16 protein-coding genes are annotated in these 18,595 nt (G+C 62.1%); 15 read left to right on the top strand and 1 reads right to left on the bottom strand.

From position 1 onward, the window contains the following. Positions 1 to 120: 120 nt before the first annotated feature. The 8 genes from hutU (at position 121) to hutG (ending at position 9,972) form a co-directional block, all read left to right on the top strand. Positions 121 to 1,824: a urocanate hydratase gene (hutU, locus tag DNK10_RS03595; protein ID WP_131190605.1), complete on the top strand. Its 1,704-nt coding sequence runs from the start codon at positions 121 to 123 to the stop codon at positions 1,822 to 1,824. A gap of 184 nt (positions 1,825 to 2,008) precedes the next feature. Further along, positions 2,009 to 2,977, top strand: a complete 969-nt coding sequence (locus DNK10_RS03590; RefSeq protein ID WP_131190604.1) for an ABC transporter substrate-binding protein — start codon at positions 2,009 to 2,011, stop codon at positions 2,975 to 2,977. Positions 2,978 to 3,047: 70 nt separating this feature from the next. Beyond that, positions 3,048 to 3,899 carry an ABC transporter permease gene (locus DNK10_RS03585; RefSeq protein WP_131179604.1) on the top strand — a complete coding sequence of 284 codons (852 nt, stop codon included), beginning with the start codon at positions 3,048 to 3,050 and terminating at the stop codon, positions 3,897 to 3,899. After that, entirely contained in the window at positions 3,896 to 4,726 is an 831-nt protein-coding gene (locus DNK10_RS03580; protein ID WP_131190603.1) for a quaternary amine ABC transporter ATP-binding protein, read from the top strand. The genes DNK10_RS03585 and DNK10_RS03580 overlap by 4 nt, the downstream gene beginning before the upstream one ends. Positions 4,727 to 4,761: 35 nt before the next feature. Next, a complete protein-coding gene (gene hutH, locus DNK10_RS03575) occupies positions 4,762 to 6,285 on the top strand; it encodes a histidine ammonia-lyase (RefSeq protein WP_131190602.1) in 1,524 nt (507 codons plus the stop codon). 110 nt (positions 6,286 to 6,395) lie between these two features. Beyond that, positions 6,396 to 7,928 (top strand): histidine ammonia-lyase, encoded by a 1,533-nt coding sequence (gene hutH, locus DNK10_RS03570; RefSeq protein WP_131190601.1) that lies wholly within the window; start codon positions 6,396 to 6,398, stop codon positions 7,926 to 7,928. Between the two features lie 24 nt (positions 7,929 to 7,952). Next, positions 7,953 to 9,158 (top strand): imidazolonepropionase, encoded by a 1,206-nt coding sequence (hutI, locus tag DNK10_RS03565; RefSeq protein WP_131190600.1) that lies wholly within the window; start codon positions 7,953 to 7,955, stop codon positions 9,156 to 9,158. Positions 9,159 to 9,168: 10 nt separating this feature from the next. After that, positions 9,169 to 9,972, top strand: a complete 804-nt coding sequence (hutG, locus tag DNK10_RS03560; RefSeq protein WP_131190599.1) for an N-formylglutamate deformylase — start codon at positions 9,169 to 9,171, stop codon at positions 9,970 to 9,972. A 231-nt stretch (positions 9,973 to 10,203) separates the two neighbouring features. On the opposite strand, the gene DNK10_RS03555 is transcribed toward hutG, so the two are convergent. Next, entirely contained in the window at positions 10,204 to 10,635 is a 432-nt protein-coding gene (locus tag DNK10_RS03555; RefSeq protein WP_131190598.1) for a hypothetical protein, read from the bottom strand. Positions 10,636 to 10,737: 102 nt separating this feature from the next. Here DNK10_RS03555 and pip point away from each other — a divergent pair, with 102 nt between their 5' ends. The 7 genes from pip to DNK10_RS03520 all read left to right on the top strand — a co-directional run bounded on the left by pip (position 10,738) and on the right by DNK10_RS03520 (position 17,861). After that, a complete protein-coding gene (gene pip, locus DNK10_RS03550) occupies positions 10,738 to 11,709 on the top strand; it encodes a prolyl aminopeptidase (RefSeq protein ID WP_131190597.1) in 972 nt (323 codons plus the stop codon). Further along, positions 11,706 to 12,143 (top strand): D-aminoacyl-tRNA deacylase, encoded by a 438-nt coding sequence (dtd, locus tag DNK10_RS03545; protein WP_131190596.1) that lies wholly within the window; start codon positions 11,706 to 11,708, stop codon positions 12,141 to 12,143. The genes pip and dtd overlap by 4 nt, the downstream gene beginning before the upstream one ends. Before the next feature lie 214 nt (positions 12,144 to 12,357). After that, on the top strand, positions 12,358 to 13,149 hold the full coding sequence (locus DNK10_RS03540) for a transporter substrate-binding domain-containing protein (RefSeq protein ID WP_131190595.1): 792 nt from the start codon (positions 12,358 to 12,360) through the stop codon (positions 13,147 to 13,149). 115 nt (positions 13,150 to 13,264) lie between these two features. Further along, positions 13,265 to 14,227: an amino acid ABC transporter permease gene (locus DNK10_RS03535; RefSeq protein WP_131179594.1), complete on the top strand. Its 963-nt coding sequence runs from the start codon at positions 13,265 to 13,267 to the stop codon at positions 14,225 to 14,227. After that, positions 14,220 to 14,954, top strand: a complete 735-nt coding sequence (locus DNK10_RS03530; RefSeq protein ID WP_013792947.1) for an amino acid ABC transporter ATP-binding protein — start codon at positions 14,220 to 14,222, stop codon at positions 14,952 to 14,954. Before DNK10_RS03535 ends, DNK10_RS03530 begins: the two co-directional genes overlap by 8 nt. Positions 14,955 to 15,223: 269 nt before the next feature. Next, the gene (rloA2, locus tag DNK10_RS03525) at positions 15,224 to 15,724 is read left to right on the top strand and encodes a retropepsin-like aspartic peptidase RloA2 (RefSeq protein ID WP_131190594.1); all 501 of its coding nucleotides are present in this window, start codon (positions 15,224 to 15,226) and stop codon (positions 15,722 to 15,724) included. Positions 15,725 to 15,830: 106 nt separating this feature from the next. Continuing rightward, positions 15,831 to 17,861 (top strand): methyl-accepting chemotaxis protein, encoded by a 2,031-nt coding sequence (locus tag DNK10_RS03520; RefSeq protein WP_131190593.1) that lies wholly within the window; start codon positions 15,831 to 15,833, stop codon positions 17,859 to 17,861. Positions 17,862 to 18,595 lie beyond the last annotated feature (734 nt).

Here is an 18,595-nt window from a genome sequence, read left to right as displayed (position 1 = left end):
GCGGGATCGCTCCGATCTCTGTGCAACGCTCACTGATTCGCTTGTCGCGTAACCATGCGCACAGGCTGGCGTGCCCGCTGCCAGGGGTTGGCTTGAATTGATTGCTGAGGAGTATTTTGCGTGACTGACAAGACCCAGAAACCTGCTACGGCCTGTTTTACAAAAACGCGTGACACCGAAATCCGCGCCTCGCGCGGTAACAAGCTGACCGCGAAGAGCTGGCTGACCGAAGCGCCCCTGCGCATGCTGATGAACAACCTCGACCCGGAAGTCGCCGAGAACCCCAAGGAACTGGTGGTGTACGGCGGCATTGGGCGCGCGGCGCGCAACTGGGAGTGCTACGACAAAATCGTTGCAAGCCTCACCAATCTGAACGACGACGAGACCCTGCTGGTGCAGTCCGGCAAGCCGGTTGGCGTGTTCAAGACCCACGCCAACGCGCCGCGCGTGTTGATCGCCAACTCCAACCTGGTACCGCACTGGGCGAGTTGGGAACATTTCAACGAGCTCGATGCCAAGGGCCTGGCCATGTATGGCCAGATGACCGCCGGCAGCTGGATATACATCGGCAGCCAGGGCATCGTCCAGGGCACCTACGAAACCTTCGTCGAAGCCGGTCGCCAGCACTACGATGCCAACCTCAAGGGGCGCTGGGTACTGACTGCAGGCCTGGGCGGCATGGGCGGTGCGCAGCCCCTGGCTGCGACCCTGGCCGGAGCCTGTTCGCTGAACATCGAATGTCAGCAGAGCAGCATCGATTTCCGCCTCAAGACCCGCTACGTCGACGAGCAGGCCAAAGACCTGGACGACGCGCTGGCGCGTATCGCCAAGTACACCGCCGAAGGCAAGGCGATCTCCATCGCCCTCTGCGGCAACGCTGCTGAAGTTCTTCCGGAGATGGTTCGCCGCGGTGTGCGGCCGGACATGGTCACTGACCAGACCAGCGCCCACGACCCGCTCAACGGCTATCTGCCGGCCGGCTGGAGCTGGGACGAATACCGCGCTCGCGCCAAGAGCGAACCCGCCGCCGTGGTCAAGGCCGCCAAGCAGTCCATGGCCGTGCACGTGCAAGCCATGCTCGACTTCCAGAAGATGGGTGTGCCGACCTTCGACTATGGCAACAACATCCGTCAGATGGCCAAGGAGGAGGGGGTGACCAACGCCTTCGACTTCCCCGGGTTCGTCCCGGCCTACATCCGTCCGCTGTTCTGTCGCGGCATTGGCCCGTTCCGCTGGGCCGCTCTGTCGGGCGACCCGCAGGACATCTACAAGACCGATGCCAAGGTCAAGGAACTGATCCCGGACGATGCCCACCTGCACAACTGGCTGGACATGGCTCGCGAGCGTATCAGCTTCCAGGGATTGCCGGCGCGGATCTGCTGGGTCGGCCTGGGCCAGCGCGCCAAGCTCGGCCTGGCCTTCAATGAAATGGTACGCAGCGGAGAGTTGAGCGCCCCCGTCGTGATCGGTCGCGACCACCTCGACAGCGGCTCGGTGGCCAGCCCCAATCGCGAGACCGAGTCCATGCAGGACGGCTCCGATGCCGTGTCCGACTGGCCGCTGCTCAATGCCCTGCTCAACACCGCCAGCGGCGCGACCTGGGTTTCCCTGCACCATGGCGGCGGCGTCGGAATGGGCTTTTCCCAGCATTCCGGGATGGTCATCGTCTGCGACGGAACCGACGAGGCGGCCGCGCGCATTGCCCGCGTGCTGCACAACGATCCGGCCACCGGCGTCATGCGTCATGCCGATGCGGGTTACCAGATCGCCATCGACTGCGCCAGGCAGCAGGGCCTCGATCTGCCGATGATCACCGGTCGGTAGGTCAAGGGAATCGTCTGCAGTACCCAGCGAGATTCGACGTGTGCGGCGTCATCGAGCCGGGAGCCGAGCGAACAAGAGCTGAGTGGCCCACCGCGCTGCAGCGGTGTGAGTCTTGATTGGATGTGCACAGGGCTGGATGCCTCTTGACTGCCGTAAGCCAACTCATGATTAGGAGCGTCACGCGATGAAGATGAACAAGATCCTGCTGACTACACTGCTGTCCACTGGCCTGCTGGCCAGTACCGGAGCAACTCAGGCAGCGGGTTGGTGCGAGTCGGGCAAACCGGTGAAGTTCGCCGGGTTGAACTGGGAAAGCGGCATGTTGCTCACTGACGTGCTGCAGTTCGTCCTGGAGAAGGGCTACGACTGCCAGACCGATACTCTGCCGGGCAACTCCATCACCATGGAAAACGCGCTGAGCAGCAACGACATCCAGATCTTCGCCGAAGAATGGGTTGGCCGCAGCGAGGTCTGGAACAAGGCCGAGAAGGCCGGCAAGGTGGTGGGCGTTGGCGCACCCGTGGTGGGCGCCATCGAAGGCTGGTACGTGCCGCGCTACGTGATCGAAGGCAATTCCGAACGCAAGCTGGAAGCCAAGGCGCCTGAGCTGAAAAACATCGCTGACCTGGCTCGGTATGCGGCCGTGTTCAAGGATCAGGAAGAACCGAGCAAGGGGCGTTTCTACAACTGCCCGGCCGGCTGGACCTGTGAGCTCGACAACAGCGAGATGCTCAAGAGCTATGGCCTGGAGAGCAGTTACACCAACTTCCGTCCGGGTACCGGCCCCGCCCTGGATGCGGCGGTACTGTCGAGCTACAAGCGTGGCGAGCCGATCCTTTTCTACTACTGGTCGCCAACCCCGCTGATGGGCCAGGTGGATCTGGTGAAACTGGAAGAAAAACCGGGTGTGGATAAAAGCGTAAGCATCAAGGTCGGTCTGTCCAGGACTTTCCACGATGAAGCCCCGGAGTTGGTGGCGGTGTTGGAAAAGGCCAATCTGCCGATCGACCTGCTCAACCAGAATCTCGCCCGGATGACCAAGGAACGCATCGAGTCGCCGGAGCTGGCGAGGGTCTTTCTCAAGGAACATCCCGAGGTCTGGCACCCATGGGTGAGCGACGACGCCGCCAAGAAAATCGATGCGGCTTTGTAGGGCGGACTTTTCGGTGGCCCATGAGGGCCTTGAGTAGCTGCGCCACACCTCTTTTGCTCGAGAGACGCTTATGTTTCCTGAACGCTTCACCTTTTCCATCGCCGACTGGGTCAATGGCTGGGTCGACTCGCTGGTAACCCATTACGGCGATGTATTCCGGCACATTTCCGATACCTTGCTATGGGCCATCGTCAACCTTGAAGGGGTGCTGCGTGCGGCCCCCTGGTGGCTGATGCTGGCGATCGTCGGCGGCATTGCCTGGCACTCGACCCGCAAGCTGATGACCACCGCGGTGCTTGTCGGCCTGCTCTTCATGGTCGGCGCGGTCGGGCTGTGGGACAAGCTGATGCAGACCCTGGCGCTGATGCTGGTGGCCACGCTGATCGCGGTACTGGTCGGCATTCCCCTGGGGATTCTTTCGGCCCGCAGCAACCGCCTGCGTTCGGTGTTGATGCCGCTGCTGGACATCATGCAGACCATGCCCAGTTTCGTGTACCTGATTCCAGTGCTCATGCTATTCGGACTGGGCAAGGTGCCGGCGATTTTCGCCACGGTGATTTACGCCGCACCGCCGCTGATCCGTCTCACCGACCTGGGCATTCGCCAGGTCGACGGCGAGGTCATGGAGGCGATCAACGCCTTCGGTGCCAACCGCTGGCAGCAGTTGTTCGGCGTACAGTTGCCGTTGGCCCTGCCGAGCATCATGGCCGGGATCAACCAGACCACCATGATGGCGCTTTCGATGGTGGTGATCGCCTCGATGATCGGGGCTCGCGGTTTGGGCGAAGAAGTGTTGGTGGGGATCCAGACCCTCAACGTGGGGCGTGGGCTCGAGGCCGGTCTGGCGATCGTGATTCTCGCGGTGGTCATCGACCGCATTACCCAGGCATACGGTCGGCCACGGCACGAGGTGAGCAAATGAGCGACGCAACCGTGAGCAAGATCGAAGTCAGAAACGTCTTCAAGATTTTCGGTCATCGCGCCAAGGATGCCTTGGCCATGGTCGGCCAGGGTAAAAGCAAGGATCAGGTGTTGAGCGAAACCGGTTGTGTGGTCGGGGTCAACGACCTGTCCCTGAGCATCGGCACGGGCGAGATTTTCGTGATCATGGGCCTGTCGGGCTCCGGCAAATCGACCCTGGTGCGCCACTTCAACCGACTGATCGATCCCTCCAGCGGGGTGATCCTGGTGGACGGCGTGGACATCCTGCAATACGACAAGGACGCCCTGCGCGAATTTCGCCGACACAGGATCAGCATGGTGTTCCAGAGCTTCGGCCTGTTGCCGCACCGGAACGTTCTCGACAACGTCGCCTACGGCCTGAAGGTGCGAGGCGAGAGCAAGTCGGCATGTACCGAGCGCGCCATGCACTGGATTACCACCGTTGGCCTGCAGGGTTACGAAAGCAAGTACCCGCATCAGCTCTCCGGTGGCATGCGCCAGCGCGTGGGGCTGGCCCGTGCGCTGGCGGCCGACACCGACATCATCCTGATGGATGAAGCGTTCAGTGCCCTGGATCCACTGATCCGTGCCGAGATGCAGGATCAGTTGCTGGAGCTGCAGAAGACCCTGCACAAGACCATCGTTTTCATCACCCACGATCTCGACGAGGCGGTGCGCATCGGCAACCGAATCGCCATTCTCAAGGATGGCCGTCTGATCCAGGTCGGCACGCCAAAAGAGATTCTGCATTCGCCGGCTGACGAGTATGTCGACCGTTTCGTGCAACGTCGGGCGGCGGTGGTGTGATGAGCGGTGCAACGATCAAGTTCGCGAGACCAACGATGTCCCAGGCTGAAAAAGTCGTCATCGCCGACGCCCCATTGCGTTGGCAGGATGTGCTGGCGGTCGCCCGCCATGCTGCACCGCTCGAGCTGTCGACCGAGGCCTGGGCGCGGATCGACAACGCCCAGGCCATCGTCCAGCGCATCGTCGCCAGTGGTGAGCGCGCCTATGGCGTCAATACCGGGCTGGGCGCGCTGTGCAACGTCTCGCTCAAGGACGAACAACTGAGCCAGTTGTCGCGCAACACCTTGCTCAGCCATGCTTGTGGCGTTGGCGTGGTACTGGCCGATGAGCAGGTTCGGGCGATCATCTGCGCGGCCATCCTCAATTACAGCCACGGCAGATCCGGCATTCATCGTCAGGTGGTCGAGGCCCTGCTGGCGCTGCTCAATCGTGGCATCACCCCGCAGGTGCCTTCCCAGGGCTCGGTGGGTTACCTGACCCACATGGCTCACATCGGTATCGCGTTGCTCGGCGTGGGGGCTGTCAGCTATCGCGGGCAGATCGTTGCCGCGCAACAGGCCCTGGCCGCAGAAGGCCTGCAACCAGTGCAACTGGGGGCCAAGGATGGTCTCTGCCTGGTCAACGGCACGCCCTGCATGAGTGGCCTCGGTTGTCTGGCGGTTGCCGATGCCACGCGGCTGCTGCAATGGGCCGATGTGATCGGCGCCATGAGTTTCGAAGCCCAGCGTGGCCAGATCGATGCGTTCGATGCCGACATTATCGCGCTCAAGCCACACCCGGGCATGCAACAGGTGGGTAGCAACCTGCGAGCCTTGCTGGAGGGCAGCGAGGTGATCGCCTCGAGCAAAGGTATTCGCACGCAGGACGCGCTGAGTATTCGCTCGATTCCACAGGTACATGGTGCTGCGCGTGATCAGTTGGAGCACGCGATCAGGCAGGTGCAAACCGAGCTCAACGGCTGCACCGACAATCCGCTGTTGATGGGCACGCCAGACAGTTTTCGGGTCATGTCGCAAGCCAACCCGCACGGGCAGTCGGTAGCGCTGGCGGCGGATCTGCTGGCCATCGCGATGGCCGAACTCGGCTCGATTGCCGAGCGCCGTCTGGATCGTCTGATCAACCCCCACGTCAGCGGCTTGCCAGCCTTTCTGGTGGCCAACCCCGGGGTGAACTCGGGAATGATGATCGTGCAATACGTCGCCGCGTCGCTGTGCGCGGAAAATCGCCAGTTGGCGCAACCGGCGGTGCTCGACAACTTCGTCACCTCGGGGCTGCAGGAAGATCACCTGAGCATGGGCACCAATGCTGCGCTGAAGCTGCAGCGCGCGCTGGAAAACTGCACGCAGATCCTTGCCATCGAATATTTGCTGGCCGCTCAAGCCTTTGAATTCCTCAAGACGCAGCGCTTTGGCCGGGGCACCGATACGGCGTGGCGACTGCTGCGCGAGCGGGTGCCTGCCTACGATCAGGATCGCTGGCTGGCGCCGGATATCGCGGCCGTCGCGAGCCTATTGAAAGATCCGAATGTGCTGCACGACGCGTTACCCGATTTGCACTGAAATCCATTCCTGCCAGCGGGCCAAGACGCTTGAAGCCCAAAAGGCCGATAGCGACGGATAACTCCGTAGCGGCTGGTCAGTTAACAAGAAACGCTCAAAAGGAGCACGACATGACTGCGCTGAACCTGATTCCCGGCCAACTGAGCCTGGCTCAACTGCGTGAGGTCTACCAACAGCCGGTCAGGCTGACCCTCGACGTCAGTGCCTCGGCCCAGATCGACGCCAGCGTCGCCTGCGTGGAGCAGATCCTCGCCGACAACCGCACCGCCTACGGGATCAACACCGGTTTTGGCTTGCTGGCCTCGACCCGCATCGCCAGCGCAGACCTGGAAAACCTCCAGCGTTCCCTGGTGCTGTCCCACGCCGCCGGTATCGGCGAGCCGATCAGCGATGCGTTGGTGCGGCTGGTGATGGTGCTCAAGGTCAACAGCCTCAGCCGCGGTTTCTCGGGGATTCGTCGGCAGGTGATCGATGCGCTGATTGCGCTGATCAATGCCGAGGTCTATCCGCATATTCCACTCAAGGGGTCGGTTGGCGCCTCCGGCGACCTCGCACCGCTGGCGCATATGTCGCTGGTGCTGCTGGGCGAGGGCAAGGCGCGTTACCGGGGCGAGTGGCTGTCGGCCGGCGAAGCGCTGAGCGTTGCAGGGCTGACGCCGCTGACGCTCGCGGCGAAAGAGGGGCTGGCGTTGCTCAACGGCACCCAGGTGTCCACCGCGTTCGCCTTGCGTGGTCTGTTCGAGGGCGAGGATCTGCTCGCTGCTGCCCTGACGCTGGGCAGCATGACGGTTGAGGCCGTGCTGGGTTCGCGCTCGCCGTTCGACGCTCGCATCCACGCCGCCCGCGGGCAAAAGGGCCAGATCGATGCCGCCGCCGCTTACCGCGATCTGCTGGGCGAACGCAGCGAAGTCTCCCAGTCGCACCAGAACTGCGACAAGGTGCAGGATCCGTACTCCCTGCGTTGCCAGCCGCAAGTCATGGGCGCCTGTCTGACCCAACTGCGCCAGGCCGCCGAGGTACTGGTGATCGAGGCCAACGCGGTGTCCGACAACCCGCTGGTATTCGCCGCCGAGGGCGAGGTGATTTCTGGTGGCAACTTCCACGCCGAGCCGGTGGCCATGGCCGCCGACAACCTGGCCCTGGCCATCGCCGAAATCGGCTCCCTGAGTGAGCGGCGCATCTCGCTGATGATGGACAAGCACATGTCGCAGCTGCCGCCGTTCCTGGTGGCCAACGGCGGGGTCAACTCCGGGTTCATGATCGCTCAGGTAACTGCGGCGGCACTGGCCAGCGAGAACAAGGCGCTGGCGCATCCGCATTCGGTGGACAGCATACCGACGTCGGCCAATCAGGAAGACCACGTCTCCATGGCGCCGGCCGCAGGCAAGCGTTTGTGGGAAATGGCCGAGAACACCCGCGGCATTCTCGCGGTCGAGTGGTTGGCTGCCGCCCAGGGCCTGGATCTGCGCAACGGCCTGACGACGTCGCCGAAACTGGAGCAGGCGCGGGCGCTTCTTCGCAGCGAAGTGCCGTTCTATGAGCAAGACCGGTTCTTTGCGCCAGACATTCATGCGGCGACCGAGTTGCTGGCTGTGCGGTGCCTGAGCGGGCTGATTACCGCGAAGCTGCTGCCTAGTCTCTAATCGCTCACCAGACGAGGACTGTGGATGAAAACCCTCTGGCAACACTGCCATGTGGCAACCATGGCGCACGGTGTCTACTCGATCATCGAGGACGCGGCCATCGTGACCTGCGCGACGCACATCGAGTGGATCGGCCCACGCCAGCAATTGCCATCCGCTGATTATCCGGCTGTCCATGATCTGCAGGGCGCCTGGGTCACGCCGGGCCTGATCGATTGCCACACCCACAGCGTGTTCGGTGGTAACCGCAGCGGTGAGTTCGAGCAACGCCTGCAAGGCGTCAGCTACGCGGAAATCGCGGCTCGGGGGGGCGGTATCGCCAGCACCGTGCGCGCCACCCGTGAGGCGTCGGAAGATGAACTGTTCGTCAGTGCGGCCAAACGGCTGCAGAGCCTGATGCGCGATGGCGTGACGACGCTGGAGGTGAAATCCGGCTACGGCCTGGATCTGGCCAGCGAACGCAAGATCCTGCGGGTGATCCGTCGTCTGGGTGACGAGCTGCCGATCAGCGTGCGCAGCACCTGCCTGGCTGCCCACGCGTTGCCGCCGGAGTACGTGGGGCGCGCGGACGCTTATATCGAACACATCTGCACCGAGCTGCTGCCGGCCCTGGCCGCCGAGGGCCTGGTCGATGCGGTGGACGCATTCTGCGAATACCTGGCGTTCTCGCCGGAGCAGGTCGAGCGCGTCTTCATCGCCGCGCGGAAACTCGGTCTGCCGGTAAAACTGCACGCCGAGCAACTGTCGTCGCTGCACGGTTCCAGCCTGGCAGCGCGCTATCGCGCGTTGTCCGCCGATCACCTGGAATTCATGACAGAAGAAGACGCCATCGCCATGGCTGAATCCGACACCGTCGCAGTGCTGCTGCCGGGAGCGTTCTACTTCCTGCGCGAAACCCAGTTGCCACCGATGGATGCCCTGCGTAAGCACGGCGTGAAGATGGCTGTCGCCAGCGACCTCAATCCAGGTACCTCGCCGGGATTGTCACTACGCCTGATGCTGAACATGGCCTGCACCTGTTTTCGCATGACCCCGGAAGAAGCGCTGGCCGGCGTCACCATTCACGCGGCGCAGGCGTTGGGCATGGCCGCTACCCACGGCTCGCTGGAGGTCGGCAAGGTCGCGGATTTCGTCGCCTGGCAGATCGACCGGCCGGCCGATCTGGCCTACTGGCTGGGCGGTGAGCTGGACAAACGCGTCGTGCGTCACGGTATCGAAACAGGTCTTTAGGAGAGCGGTTGTGGATAAGGTTCTGAGTTTCAAACAGGGACGCGTGCCGCTGCTGATCAGCATGCCCCACGCGGGGCTGCGTCTGACCCCGGCGGTCGAGGCCGGGTTGGTGCCGGATGCGCACAACCTGTCGGATACCGACTGGCACATCCCGCAGTTGTATGACTTTGCCGAGCAACTGGGTGCCAGCACCCTGGCTGCCGAGTACTCGCGCTTTGTCATCGACCTGAACCGCCCAGCCGACGACAAACCCTTGTATGCCGGTGCCACCACCGGGTTGTACCCGGCGACGTTATTCGATGGCACTCCCTTGTTCCGGGAGGGATTGGAGCCTTCGAAAGAAGAGCGCGCCAGGTATCTGCAACAGATCTGGGCGCCGTATCACCGCACCTTGCAGCAAGAGCTGACACGGCTTAAGGCGCAATTCGGCTATGCATTGCTTTTCGACGCCCACTCGATCCGCTCGGTGATCGCGCACCTGTTCGACGGCAAACTGCCGGACTTTAACCTCGGTACCTTCAATGGCGCGAGCTGCGATGCACAGTTGGCCGAGCGGTTGCAGGCGGTGTGCAGCGAGGCGCGTGGCTACAGCCATGTGCTCAATGGGCGCTTCAAGGGTGGGCATATCACCCGTCATTACGGTAGCCCGGCAGAGCACATCCATGCGGTGCAGCTCGAACTGGCGCAGTGCACCTATATGGATGAGGTGGCACCCTTCACCTACCGCGAAGCGCTGGCACGGCCGACCCGGCAAGTGCTCGAGCAATTGCTGCGCACGCTACTGGCGTGGGGAGAGGAGCGTTACCCGGCCTGAATCCGTTGAGCCGTCGTCGCTCGCAGTGGCTCGGGCGGACACGCAGGATGGGTGAGCAGCGCCGAGCCGTGAAGGGGCAGGCAATCCGGTCGTGGGGCGCTGCGTAACCCATCAGGCTGTATCGGGTGGTGCACCGGTGGTGGGTTATGGTGCCCTGCATCGAGAATGACCGGCATACCGAGTGCGCCTCCACCCACCCTACGATTCCCCTGCACGTTCGTCACCGGAGCCTCAATCCCATTCCAGCCGCGCCAGTCTCCACTCGCCGTCGTCCTGCCACCATTCGAGCTTCACGCTGACATGCCGTGCGCTGTCGGGGATCAAGCCTTCGGCCCCGGTCAGCGCCACCTGCGCGTCGGTATAGCCTTTGTCGCGGTAGGTGGTATCGATGCGACTGTCCTTGCTCAGGGCGAGTACCTTGACGTTGTTGTGACGCAGGAACAGCAGGGTCATGGTGCGCTTTGCCCAATCCCGATCATTGGTCTGCTGGGCGAGAAACTCGCCGTGCAACTGCTCGAGCACTGCAGCGGTCTTCTTCGCCTGCAGATTGTCTTGCAGTTGCTGCACGGCCGCTTCGAGCGTGGCCTGCGGGTCATCCTGCGCTGCGCAACCGGCCAGTAGCAGGGCGAACAGGAGGGGCAGGGCAAATTTCCGGATCGGCATGCCGAATTCCTTTTTCATGGTTATGATGCCCGGACGAGCGCAACAGCCCGTTCGACATGCGGGCGGCCCGAGCCTACCTCAAATTTTCCTCAGGAGCGCACCATGCAGACGCTGTATCCGGAGATCAAACCGTACGCCCGTCACGAGTTGGCGGTAGACGCCCGGCACGTTCTCTATGTAGACGAGAGCGGCTCGGCGGATGGTCTGCCGGTGCTGTTCGTGCATGGCGGCCCTGGCGCCGGTTGCGACTCGGCGAGCCGCTGCTACTTCGACCCGAACCTGTATCGCATCGTCACCTTCGATCAGCGTGGTTGTGGCCGCTCCACGCCACACGCCAGCCTGGAGAACAACACCACCTGGGATCTGGTCGCCGACATGGAGCGTATCCGTGAGCACCTGGGCATCGACAAATGGGTGCTGTTCGGCGGCTCCTGGGGTTCGACCCTGTCGCTGGCTTATGCCCAGACTCACCCGGATCGCGTGCATGCGCTGATCCTGCGCGGCATCTTTCTGTGCCGGCCACAGGAATTTCGCTGGTTCTACCAGGAAGGCGCCAGCCGTCTGTTCCCCGATTACTGGCAGGACTACCTGGCGCCGATTCCGGCCGAGGAGCAGGGCGATCTCATGCAGGCGTTCTACAAGCGCCTGACCGGCGCCGACCAGATTGCCCAGATGCATGCGGCCAAGGCCTGGTCGTGCTGGGAAGGGCGTACCGCCACGCTGCGGCCCAACCCGCAGGTGGTCGATCGTTTCGCCGAAAGCCTGCGGGCGCTGTCGATCGCTCGCATCGAGTGCCACTACTTCGTCAACGACGCCTTCCTCGAACCCGATCAATTACTGCGCGACATGCCGAAGATTGCCCATCTGCCAGGCATCATCGTGCATGGCCGCTACGACGTGATCTGCCCGTTGGACAACGCCTGGGCGCTGCACCAGGCGTGGCCCAACAGCGAGTTGCAGATCATCCGCGAGGCGGGCCACGCCGCCGCCGAACCGGGCATCGCCGATGCGCTGGTGCGCGCCGCTGACGAGATCGCCCATCGCCTGCTCGACCTGGCGCCGGACGAAGCATGAAGGCATTGCTGCAACGCGTTACCAGTGCTCGGGTCGATGTCGCCGGTGAAACCGTCGGTGCCATCGACCAGGGCCTGCTGGTGCTGGTCGGCGTCAAGCCGCAGGACAACCAGGCCAGTTGCGCCAAGCTGCTGCACAAACTGCTCAACTTCCGGGTATTCAGTGATGAAGCGGGCAAGATGAACCTGTCGCTCGAGGATGTTGGCGGTGGTCTGCTGCTGGTTTCGCAGTTCACCCTCGCCGCGGACACGCGCAGCGGCTTGCGTCCCGGATTTTCCACCGCCGCGCCGCCCGCCCTGGGCGAGGCGCTGTTCGACCATCTGCTCGAGCAGGCCCAGGCGCAGCATTCGCAGGTCGCCAGCGGGCGTTTCGGCGCGGACATGCAGGTGCACCTGATCAACGATGGCCCGGTGACTTTCCTGCTGGAGACCTGACGTCTCTGCCAGGCCTGGCCTTGGCCTGCTTCTTGCCTTCTCGTTCGCCGCTGGCATGTACTGTTTGTCGCTGATCAGGCGCTGATATCTCGCTATCTGCGTCGATCACGGTTAGCATGCCGCGCCGCCTTTCCGCCCATGGCCTGTCGCCTGCATCATCACGGTGCGTGACCCGCTCTGGGCGCTTATAACTGTCTGCCCTTCAGGAGCAAGAATGAAAAAGCTTGTCGCCTCACTGCTGTTATCCGTCTGCGCCTTCACCGGCCTCGCCCAGGCTGGCGTCATCGACGACGCGGTCAAGCGCGGTACCCTGCGCGTGGGCATGGATCCGACCTACATGCCGTTCGAAATGACCAACAAGCGTGGTGAGATCATCGGCTTCGAAGTCGACCTGCTCAAGGCCATGACCAAGGCCATGGGCGTCAAGCTGGAGCTGGTGTCCACCTCCTATGACGGCATCATCCCGGCGCTGCTGACCGACAAGTTCGACATGATCGGTTCGGGCATGACCCTGACCCAGGAGCGCAACCTGCGCATCAACTTCTCCGAGCCCTTCATCGTGGTCGGCCAGACCCTGCTGATCCGCAAGGAGCTGGCAGACAAGGTCAAGAGCTACAAGGATCTGAACAGCGCCGACTACCGCATCACCTCGAAGGTCGGCACCACCGGTGAGATGGTCGCCAAGAAGCTGATCGCCCAGGCCAAGTACAGCGGCTTCGACAACGAGCAGGAAGCGGTGATGGACGTGGTCAACGGCAAGGCCGATGCCTTCATCTACGACGCCCCGTACAACGTCGTCGCGGTGAACAAGGCCGGCGCCGGCAAGCTGGTGTTTCTCGACGAGCCCTTTACCTTCGAACCCCTGGCCTTCGGCCTGAAGAAGGGTGACTACGACAGCATCAACTGGATCAACAACTGGTTGCACCAGATCCGCGAAGACGGTACCTACGATCGGATCCATGCCAAGTGGTTCAAGAACACTAATTGGCTGAAGGACATGGAATAAAAGCAGCCGTAAGCTGCAAGCTCGAAGCTTCGAGTAAAAGCAAGAGCAACAGCTGGATGCGGCAGGTCGGGTTCTTCGGCCCAATCTGCCTTTTGCCTGTATAGCGGGATTCATCGTGACTAGAAAACAACGCCGAACCTGGCCCTGGCACCTGCTGACCGGTCTGATCCTGGTCGTGGCTGCCGTGCTGATCTGGTATTCCACCTCGCTGATCGCCTATGAATGGCGCTGGAATCGCATTCCCCAGTACTTCGCCTATCATGCCGAAGAGGCTCAGCGGGCGGCCGACTACGGCCGCGTCGAGAGCGTCAGCCGGCAAGGTGACGACGCCCTGGTCACGCTGCTTGGCGAAAGCGGTGAGCAACAGCAACTGAGCGTGGCAAGCGACAGCCTGCAGTTCAGCGAGGGCGACGATGTCGCCGAAGGCGATGTCATCGGCGTCAATCGTCACTGGGCCGCCGGGCCCTTGCTCTGGGGCCTCTGGACGACCCTGTGGATATCCGTGGCGGCGGGCGTATTCGGTCTGCTGATCGGCCTGGTCACCGGCCTTTGCCGGCTCTCGGCCAACCCGACGCTGCGCGACCTGTCGACGATCTACGTCGAGCTGGTGCGCGGCACGCCGTTGCTGGTGCAGATCTTCATCTTCTATTTCTTCATCGGCACGGTGCTTGATCTGTCTCGCGAGTTCGCCGGGGTAGCGGCGCTGGCGCTGTTCACTGGCGCATACGTGGCTGAGATCGTGCGTGCTGGCGTGCAGTCCATCGTCCGTGGCCAGGATGAAGCGGCACGCTCCCTGGGTTTGAGCGCTGCGCAATCGATGCGCCACGTGATTCTGCCGCAGGCGTTCAAGCGTGTGCTGCCACCGCTGGCCGGGCAGTTCATCAGCCTGGTCAAGGACACCTCTCTGGTCTCGGTGATCGCCATTACCGAGCTGACCAAGAGCGGCCGCGAAGCCATCACCACCTCGTTCTCCACCTTCGAGATCTGGTTCTGCGTGGCTGCGCTCTATCTGGTAATCAACCTGCCGTTGTCGCAGATCGCCAACCGCCTGGAACGGAGGCTCGCGCAAAGTGATTGAAGTCCGTGATCTGATCAAGGTGTTCGACGCCCGCGGCCAGCAGGTGCGTGCTGTCGACGGTGTCACTACCCAAGTGGCGCGTGGTGAAGTGCTGGTGGTGATCGGCCCGTCGGGTTCCGGCAAGTCGACCTTCCTGCGCTGCCTCAATGGCCTGGAAGAGCTGGATGAAGGTTCGGTAAGCATCGACGGCCTCGACCTGGCCAACCCGAAAACCGATATCAACGCCTACCGCCGCGAAGTCGGCATGGTGTTCCAGCATTTCAACCTGTTCCCGCACATGACCGTGCTGGAGAACCTGTGCCTGGCGCAGAAAGTGGTGCGCAAGCGCGGCAAGGCCGAGCGCGAAGCCAAGGCCCGTGCGTTGCTGGACAAGGTCGGCATCGGCCAGAAGGCCGGCGAGTTTCCGTCGCGCCTGTCCGGCGGCCAGCAGCAGCGTGTGGCCATTGCCCGCGCCCTGTGCATGGATCCCAAGGTGATGTTGTTCGACGAACCGACCTCGGCCCTCGACCCGGAAATGGTCGGTGAAGTGCTCGACGTGATGAAGCAGCTGGCCCTGGAAGGCATGACCATGGTCTGCGTCACCCACGAAATGGGCTTCGCCCGTGAAGTGGCGGATCGTGTGCTGTTCTTCGATCACGGCAAGCTGCTGGAAGACGCACCACCTGCCGAGTTCTTCGCCCAGCCGAAGGATCCAAGAGCGCAGGCTTTTCTGCGCCAGGTGTTATAGCGCCACGGCCTTCGGCCCCGGATTACGCCTGCGGCTAATCCAGGCTACATTCTGGATCGGGGCGCGTAGCCTACCCGTAGGATGGGTGAAACCCATCAATTGCCGATGGGTTACACCCATCCTACGAATGTCTGCTTCTGCCTTTTTCGCGGTTGTATAAGCAATGGCTGCATTCGGCGCATCTGAATAAGCCCCAGCAGGTTTTTAGAACCATTCATGTCCGTTAAAGTCCTACTAACCTGACTTTTCAGTATGAGGACTTTTCAGGCGTGAAAACCGTTTTAACCCTGCTGGCTGCTGTGGTTACCCTGCCGGCAATGGCCAACCAGCCGACCCTGTACGGTCGCTACGAATACATTCAGCTTCCGCAGATCGGCCAGACCCTCAAGGCCAAGATGGACACGGGGGCCATGACCGCATCGCTGTCGGCCCGCGATATCGAGCAATTCCAGCGTGACGGTGAAGGCTGGGTACGTTTTCGCCTGGCCATCGACGAGGCCGACGATCAGGTCTTCGAAAAGCCCTTGGCACGTGTCACCGAGATCAAGAATCGCGCCGAGGAGGGCGGCGCCGGCGAGCCTTCCTACTCCGCGCGTCCGGTGGTCGATATGGACATCTGTCTGGGCGAAGAGAAGCGCACCATCGAGGTCAATCTCACCGACCGCAGCCATTTCGACTATCCATTGCTGATCGGCGCGAGCGCCATTCGCAAGCTGGACGCGGCCATCGATCCGGCCAACCGCTACACCGCCGAGCGGCCTCAGTGCTGAACCGCTGAGCGGCGCGCCCTATTCGCTCACTCAGGCGTGATTCTTGCCTCGGAATGGCACATTGCCACGGCGTTGTGTGTTCGTGGTACCTGTTTCGAGGTGGGGTATGTGGGGATTGCTCAAACCGGGTGTACGCGTGTTGGAACGCGTCAGTTTTACCCGCAAGTTCCAGTTGCTGTTCGTGCTGTTTGTCATCCCCCTTGGCTATGCGCTGTGGGTGATGCTGAGCAGCAACCTGCAGCGAATCGAGGCGCTGGGCCACGAATTTGACGGCATGCAGGGCGTTCATGCCCTCGGTGTAGTGGAGCAGGAACTGCTCGAACAGCGCTTTCTGCTGGCCCGCTGGAAGGGTAATGACAAGGCTGCCGAAAGCCTGTTGCATGAGCGTAGCAAAGCGCTCGACGAGGCGCTGGCAGTGGCCTCCGAGCAACTGAAACTGACGCCCCTGAGCGACGAAACCCAGCGTCAGCTGGAGGCCTTGCAGGCATCGTTGGGGGAGCTGGATCTGGATGTGCTGGGTAAAATGGCACTGCTCGATGCTCTGGAGCGTTACCAGAACACACTGTCCCACCTGGTGGTGCTGCGTGAGCTGGTGGCGACCGACAGTGGTCTGATACTGGATCCGTATCTCGACACCTACCTGATGATGGAGCAACTGACGTTCACCCTGCCGCGTCTGGCGGAAAATCTCGGCAGCTTTGCCAGTCAGGGTTATGGCTCCCTGGTGGCGCAACACTTCACCCTGCAAAACCGTGTGCTGGTGCGTGACCTGCGCCGTTCTCTGGAACAATCTGGTGCACAGATAAGCAAGGCGCGCACCGCTTTGGAGCGCAGCTCTCCGGCTGCCATGCTGCGTTTGCAGCAGCCCTTCGCGCAGGCCGAGCAGGGCCTGCAGCATTTCCTCGGTGAAATCGACCGCGACATGTTCGAGGCCAGCCCCATGGTGCTGCAGCCTGCGCAGTTCGTGCAGCAGGTGCAAACCCTGGAGGAACAATTGCGGGCGCTGCGCCAGGCGGTGTTCGAGCAGTTCAACGCGAGCCTTGGCGATTATCGGAGTCAGGCCCAGCAGAACATGCTGCACACCGTGCTGATCTTCGCTGCGCTGACCATGCTGGCGCTGTACCTGCTGTTGTGCCTCAACGCCTCCATCCACCGTAGCACCACCGGTATCATCCAGGCTGCCGAAGGCCTGCGCGACGGTGATCTGCGGGTACGCATGCATGTGCACGGCGCCGATGATCTGGCGGCGATCTCCACGGCACTGAACAGCGCGGTAGGCCAGTTGCGCGACTCGATGCAGGGCGTTGGCCGCGAAGGTCAGCACCTCGACGAGACGGTTCAGGGCCTTGGCAGCCAGGCCAGCAGTTCGCTGGCAGCGGTCGAGCAGCAACAGGCGCAGATGAGCCAGATCGCCACGGCGGCCACGCAGATGGCGGCCACCGCGCAGAGCGTGGCACAAAGCTGCGAGCAGGCCGCCCAGGAGGCCGAGCAAACCCGCGAGATCGCCAACCAGAGCAACCAGCGCAGTGCCCGCACCAGCGCCAGCATGCGTGAGCTCAGCGGTCGTCTGGCCGGTAGCGCGACGACGCTGCAGCAACTGCGCAAGCAGACCGAGCAGATCACCCGGGTGGTCGATGTGATCAAGGGTATCGCCGAACAGACCAACCTGCTGGCGCTCAACGCGGCCATCGAGGCGGCGCGCGCGGGTGAGCAGGGCCGCGGCTTTGCCGTGGTCGCCGACGAGGTGCGTTCGCTGTCGCAGCGTACGCAGAACTCCACGGCGGAAATCGCTCAGACGGTGGGCGATCTGCACAAGGTGGTAGGCCAGTCGGTCGCCGAAATGGAGCAGGCCATGCAGCAGGCCGAGGGCGATGTAGGCAACGTGCTGGCGATGAGTGCGGATCTCGACGGCATCGTCGAGTCGGTGCAGCGGGTCAGCGACCGCCTGGCGCAGATCGCTACCGCCGCCGAGCAACAGGCCGCCACCGCCGATGAGGTGAGCCACAACATCCAGCAGGTCGACCACGCAGCCAGTGCACTGCTCGATGGCGCACGCATGGTCAGTAATGCCAGCGAGCAACTGCGCCGTGGCAGTGAAACCCTGGCGCAGAACACCGGTCGCTTCCGCGTGGATTGATACCGTCGCGGCACTGCTGCTCAGAAAACGACCGCTTCTCTGCAGGCCATACAGACTGTGGCCTGCAGTGACTATTCCCAGGGTTGTCCACAGGTTATTCCACGGGAACTGTGTATGATGTCGAGTCTTGTATCGCTTCGTTTCGACCTCTTCAATGGCAAGAAAAGTCAAGCGAATACAGCGGGTTGTAAGTCTTCTAGCTGACCTGTTCGAAAATTGAACAGCTTCCTGCAAGCCACGTCGGCCATGCCTCGCCGCCTGCCATCCCAAGCTTATCCACAGATTGTTCCACTGCAATTGTGCATAGCTGTTTGCCTGGCTTCAGGTGTGCTGAACGGCATTTACATGAATGGTTGGATTCTTGACTATTTTCAGAGTCTTACGGGGGCTTATCATAAAATGTACGATGTTTGGCAGGTTGCATGTTCCGTGGCATAGCGAGGCTCATACAATGCTTATCCACAGCTTCGTCCACCTGAACTGTGCATGGATACTTCATGCGAATCATGCATTTATCTATTGACTAAAACTCAGCTATTACAGTGGCTTGGCTGCTTTCGGACTGCGGGTAAGTCATTGGTCAAATAATGATCGTAGGGCTTTGATACCTATGGATAGTGGGCTGTAGCGGTTCATGCCAAGCTTATCCACAGATTGATCCACCTGTTTTGTGTATAGCGGCCAAGGGTGTCGGCTCTTGACGATAAGAGTGGCCTTCACGCAGGCTCCGGAGC

The organism is Phytopseudomonas daroniae, assembly GCF_004327275.1.
GTDB classification, from domain to species: Bacteria; Pseudomonadota; Gammaproteobacteria; order Pseudomonadales; family Pseudomonadaceae; genus Aquipseudomonas; species Aquipseudomonas daroniae.
This window is presented reverse-complemented; position numbering and strand designations above follow the sequence as displayed.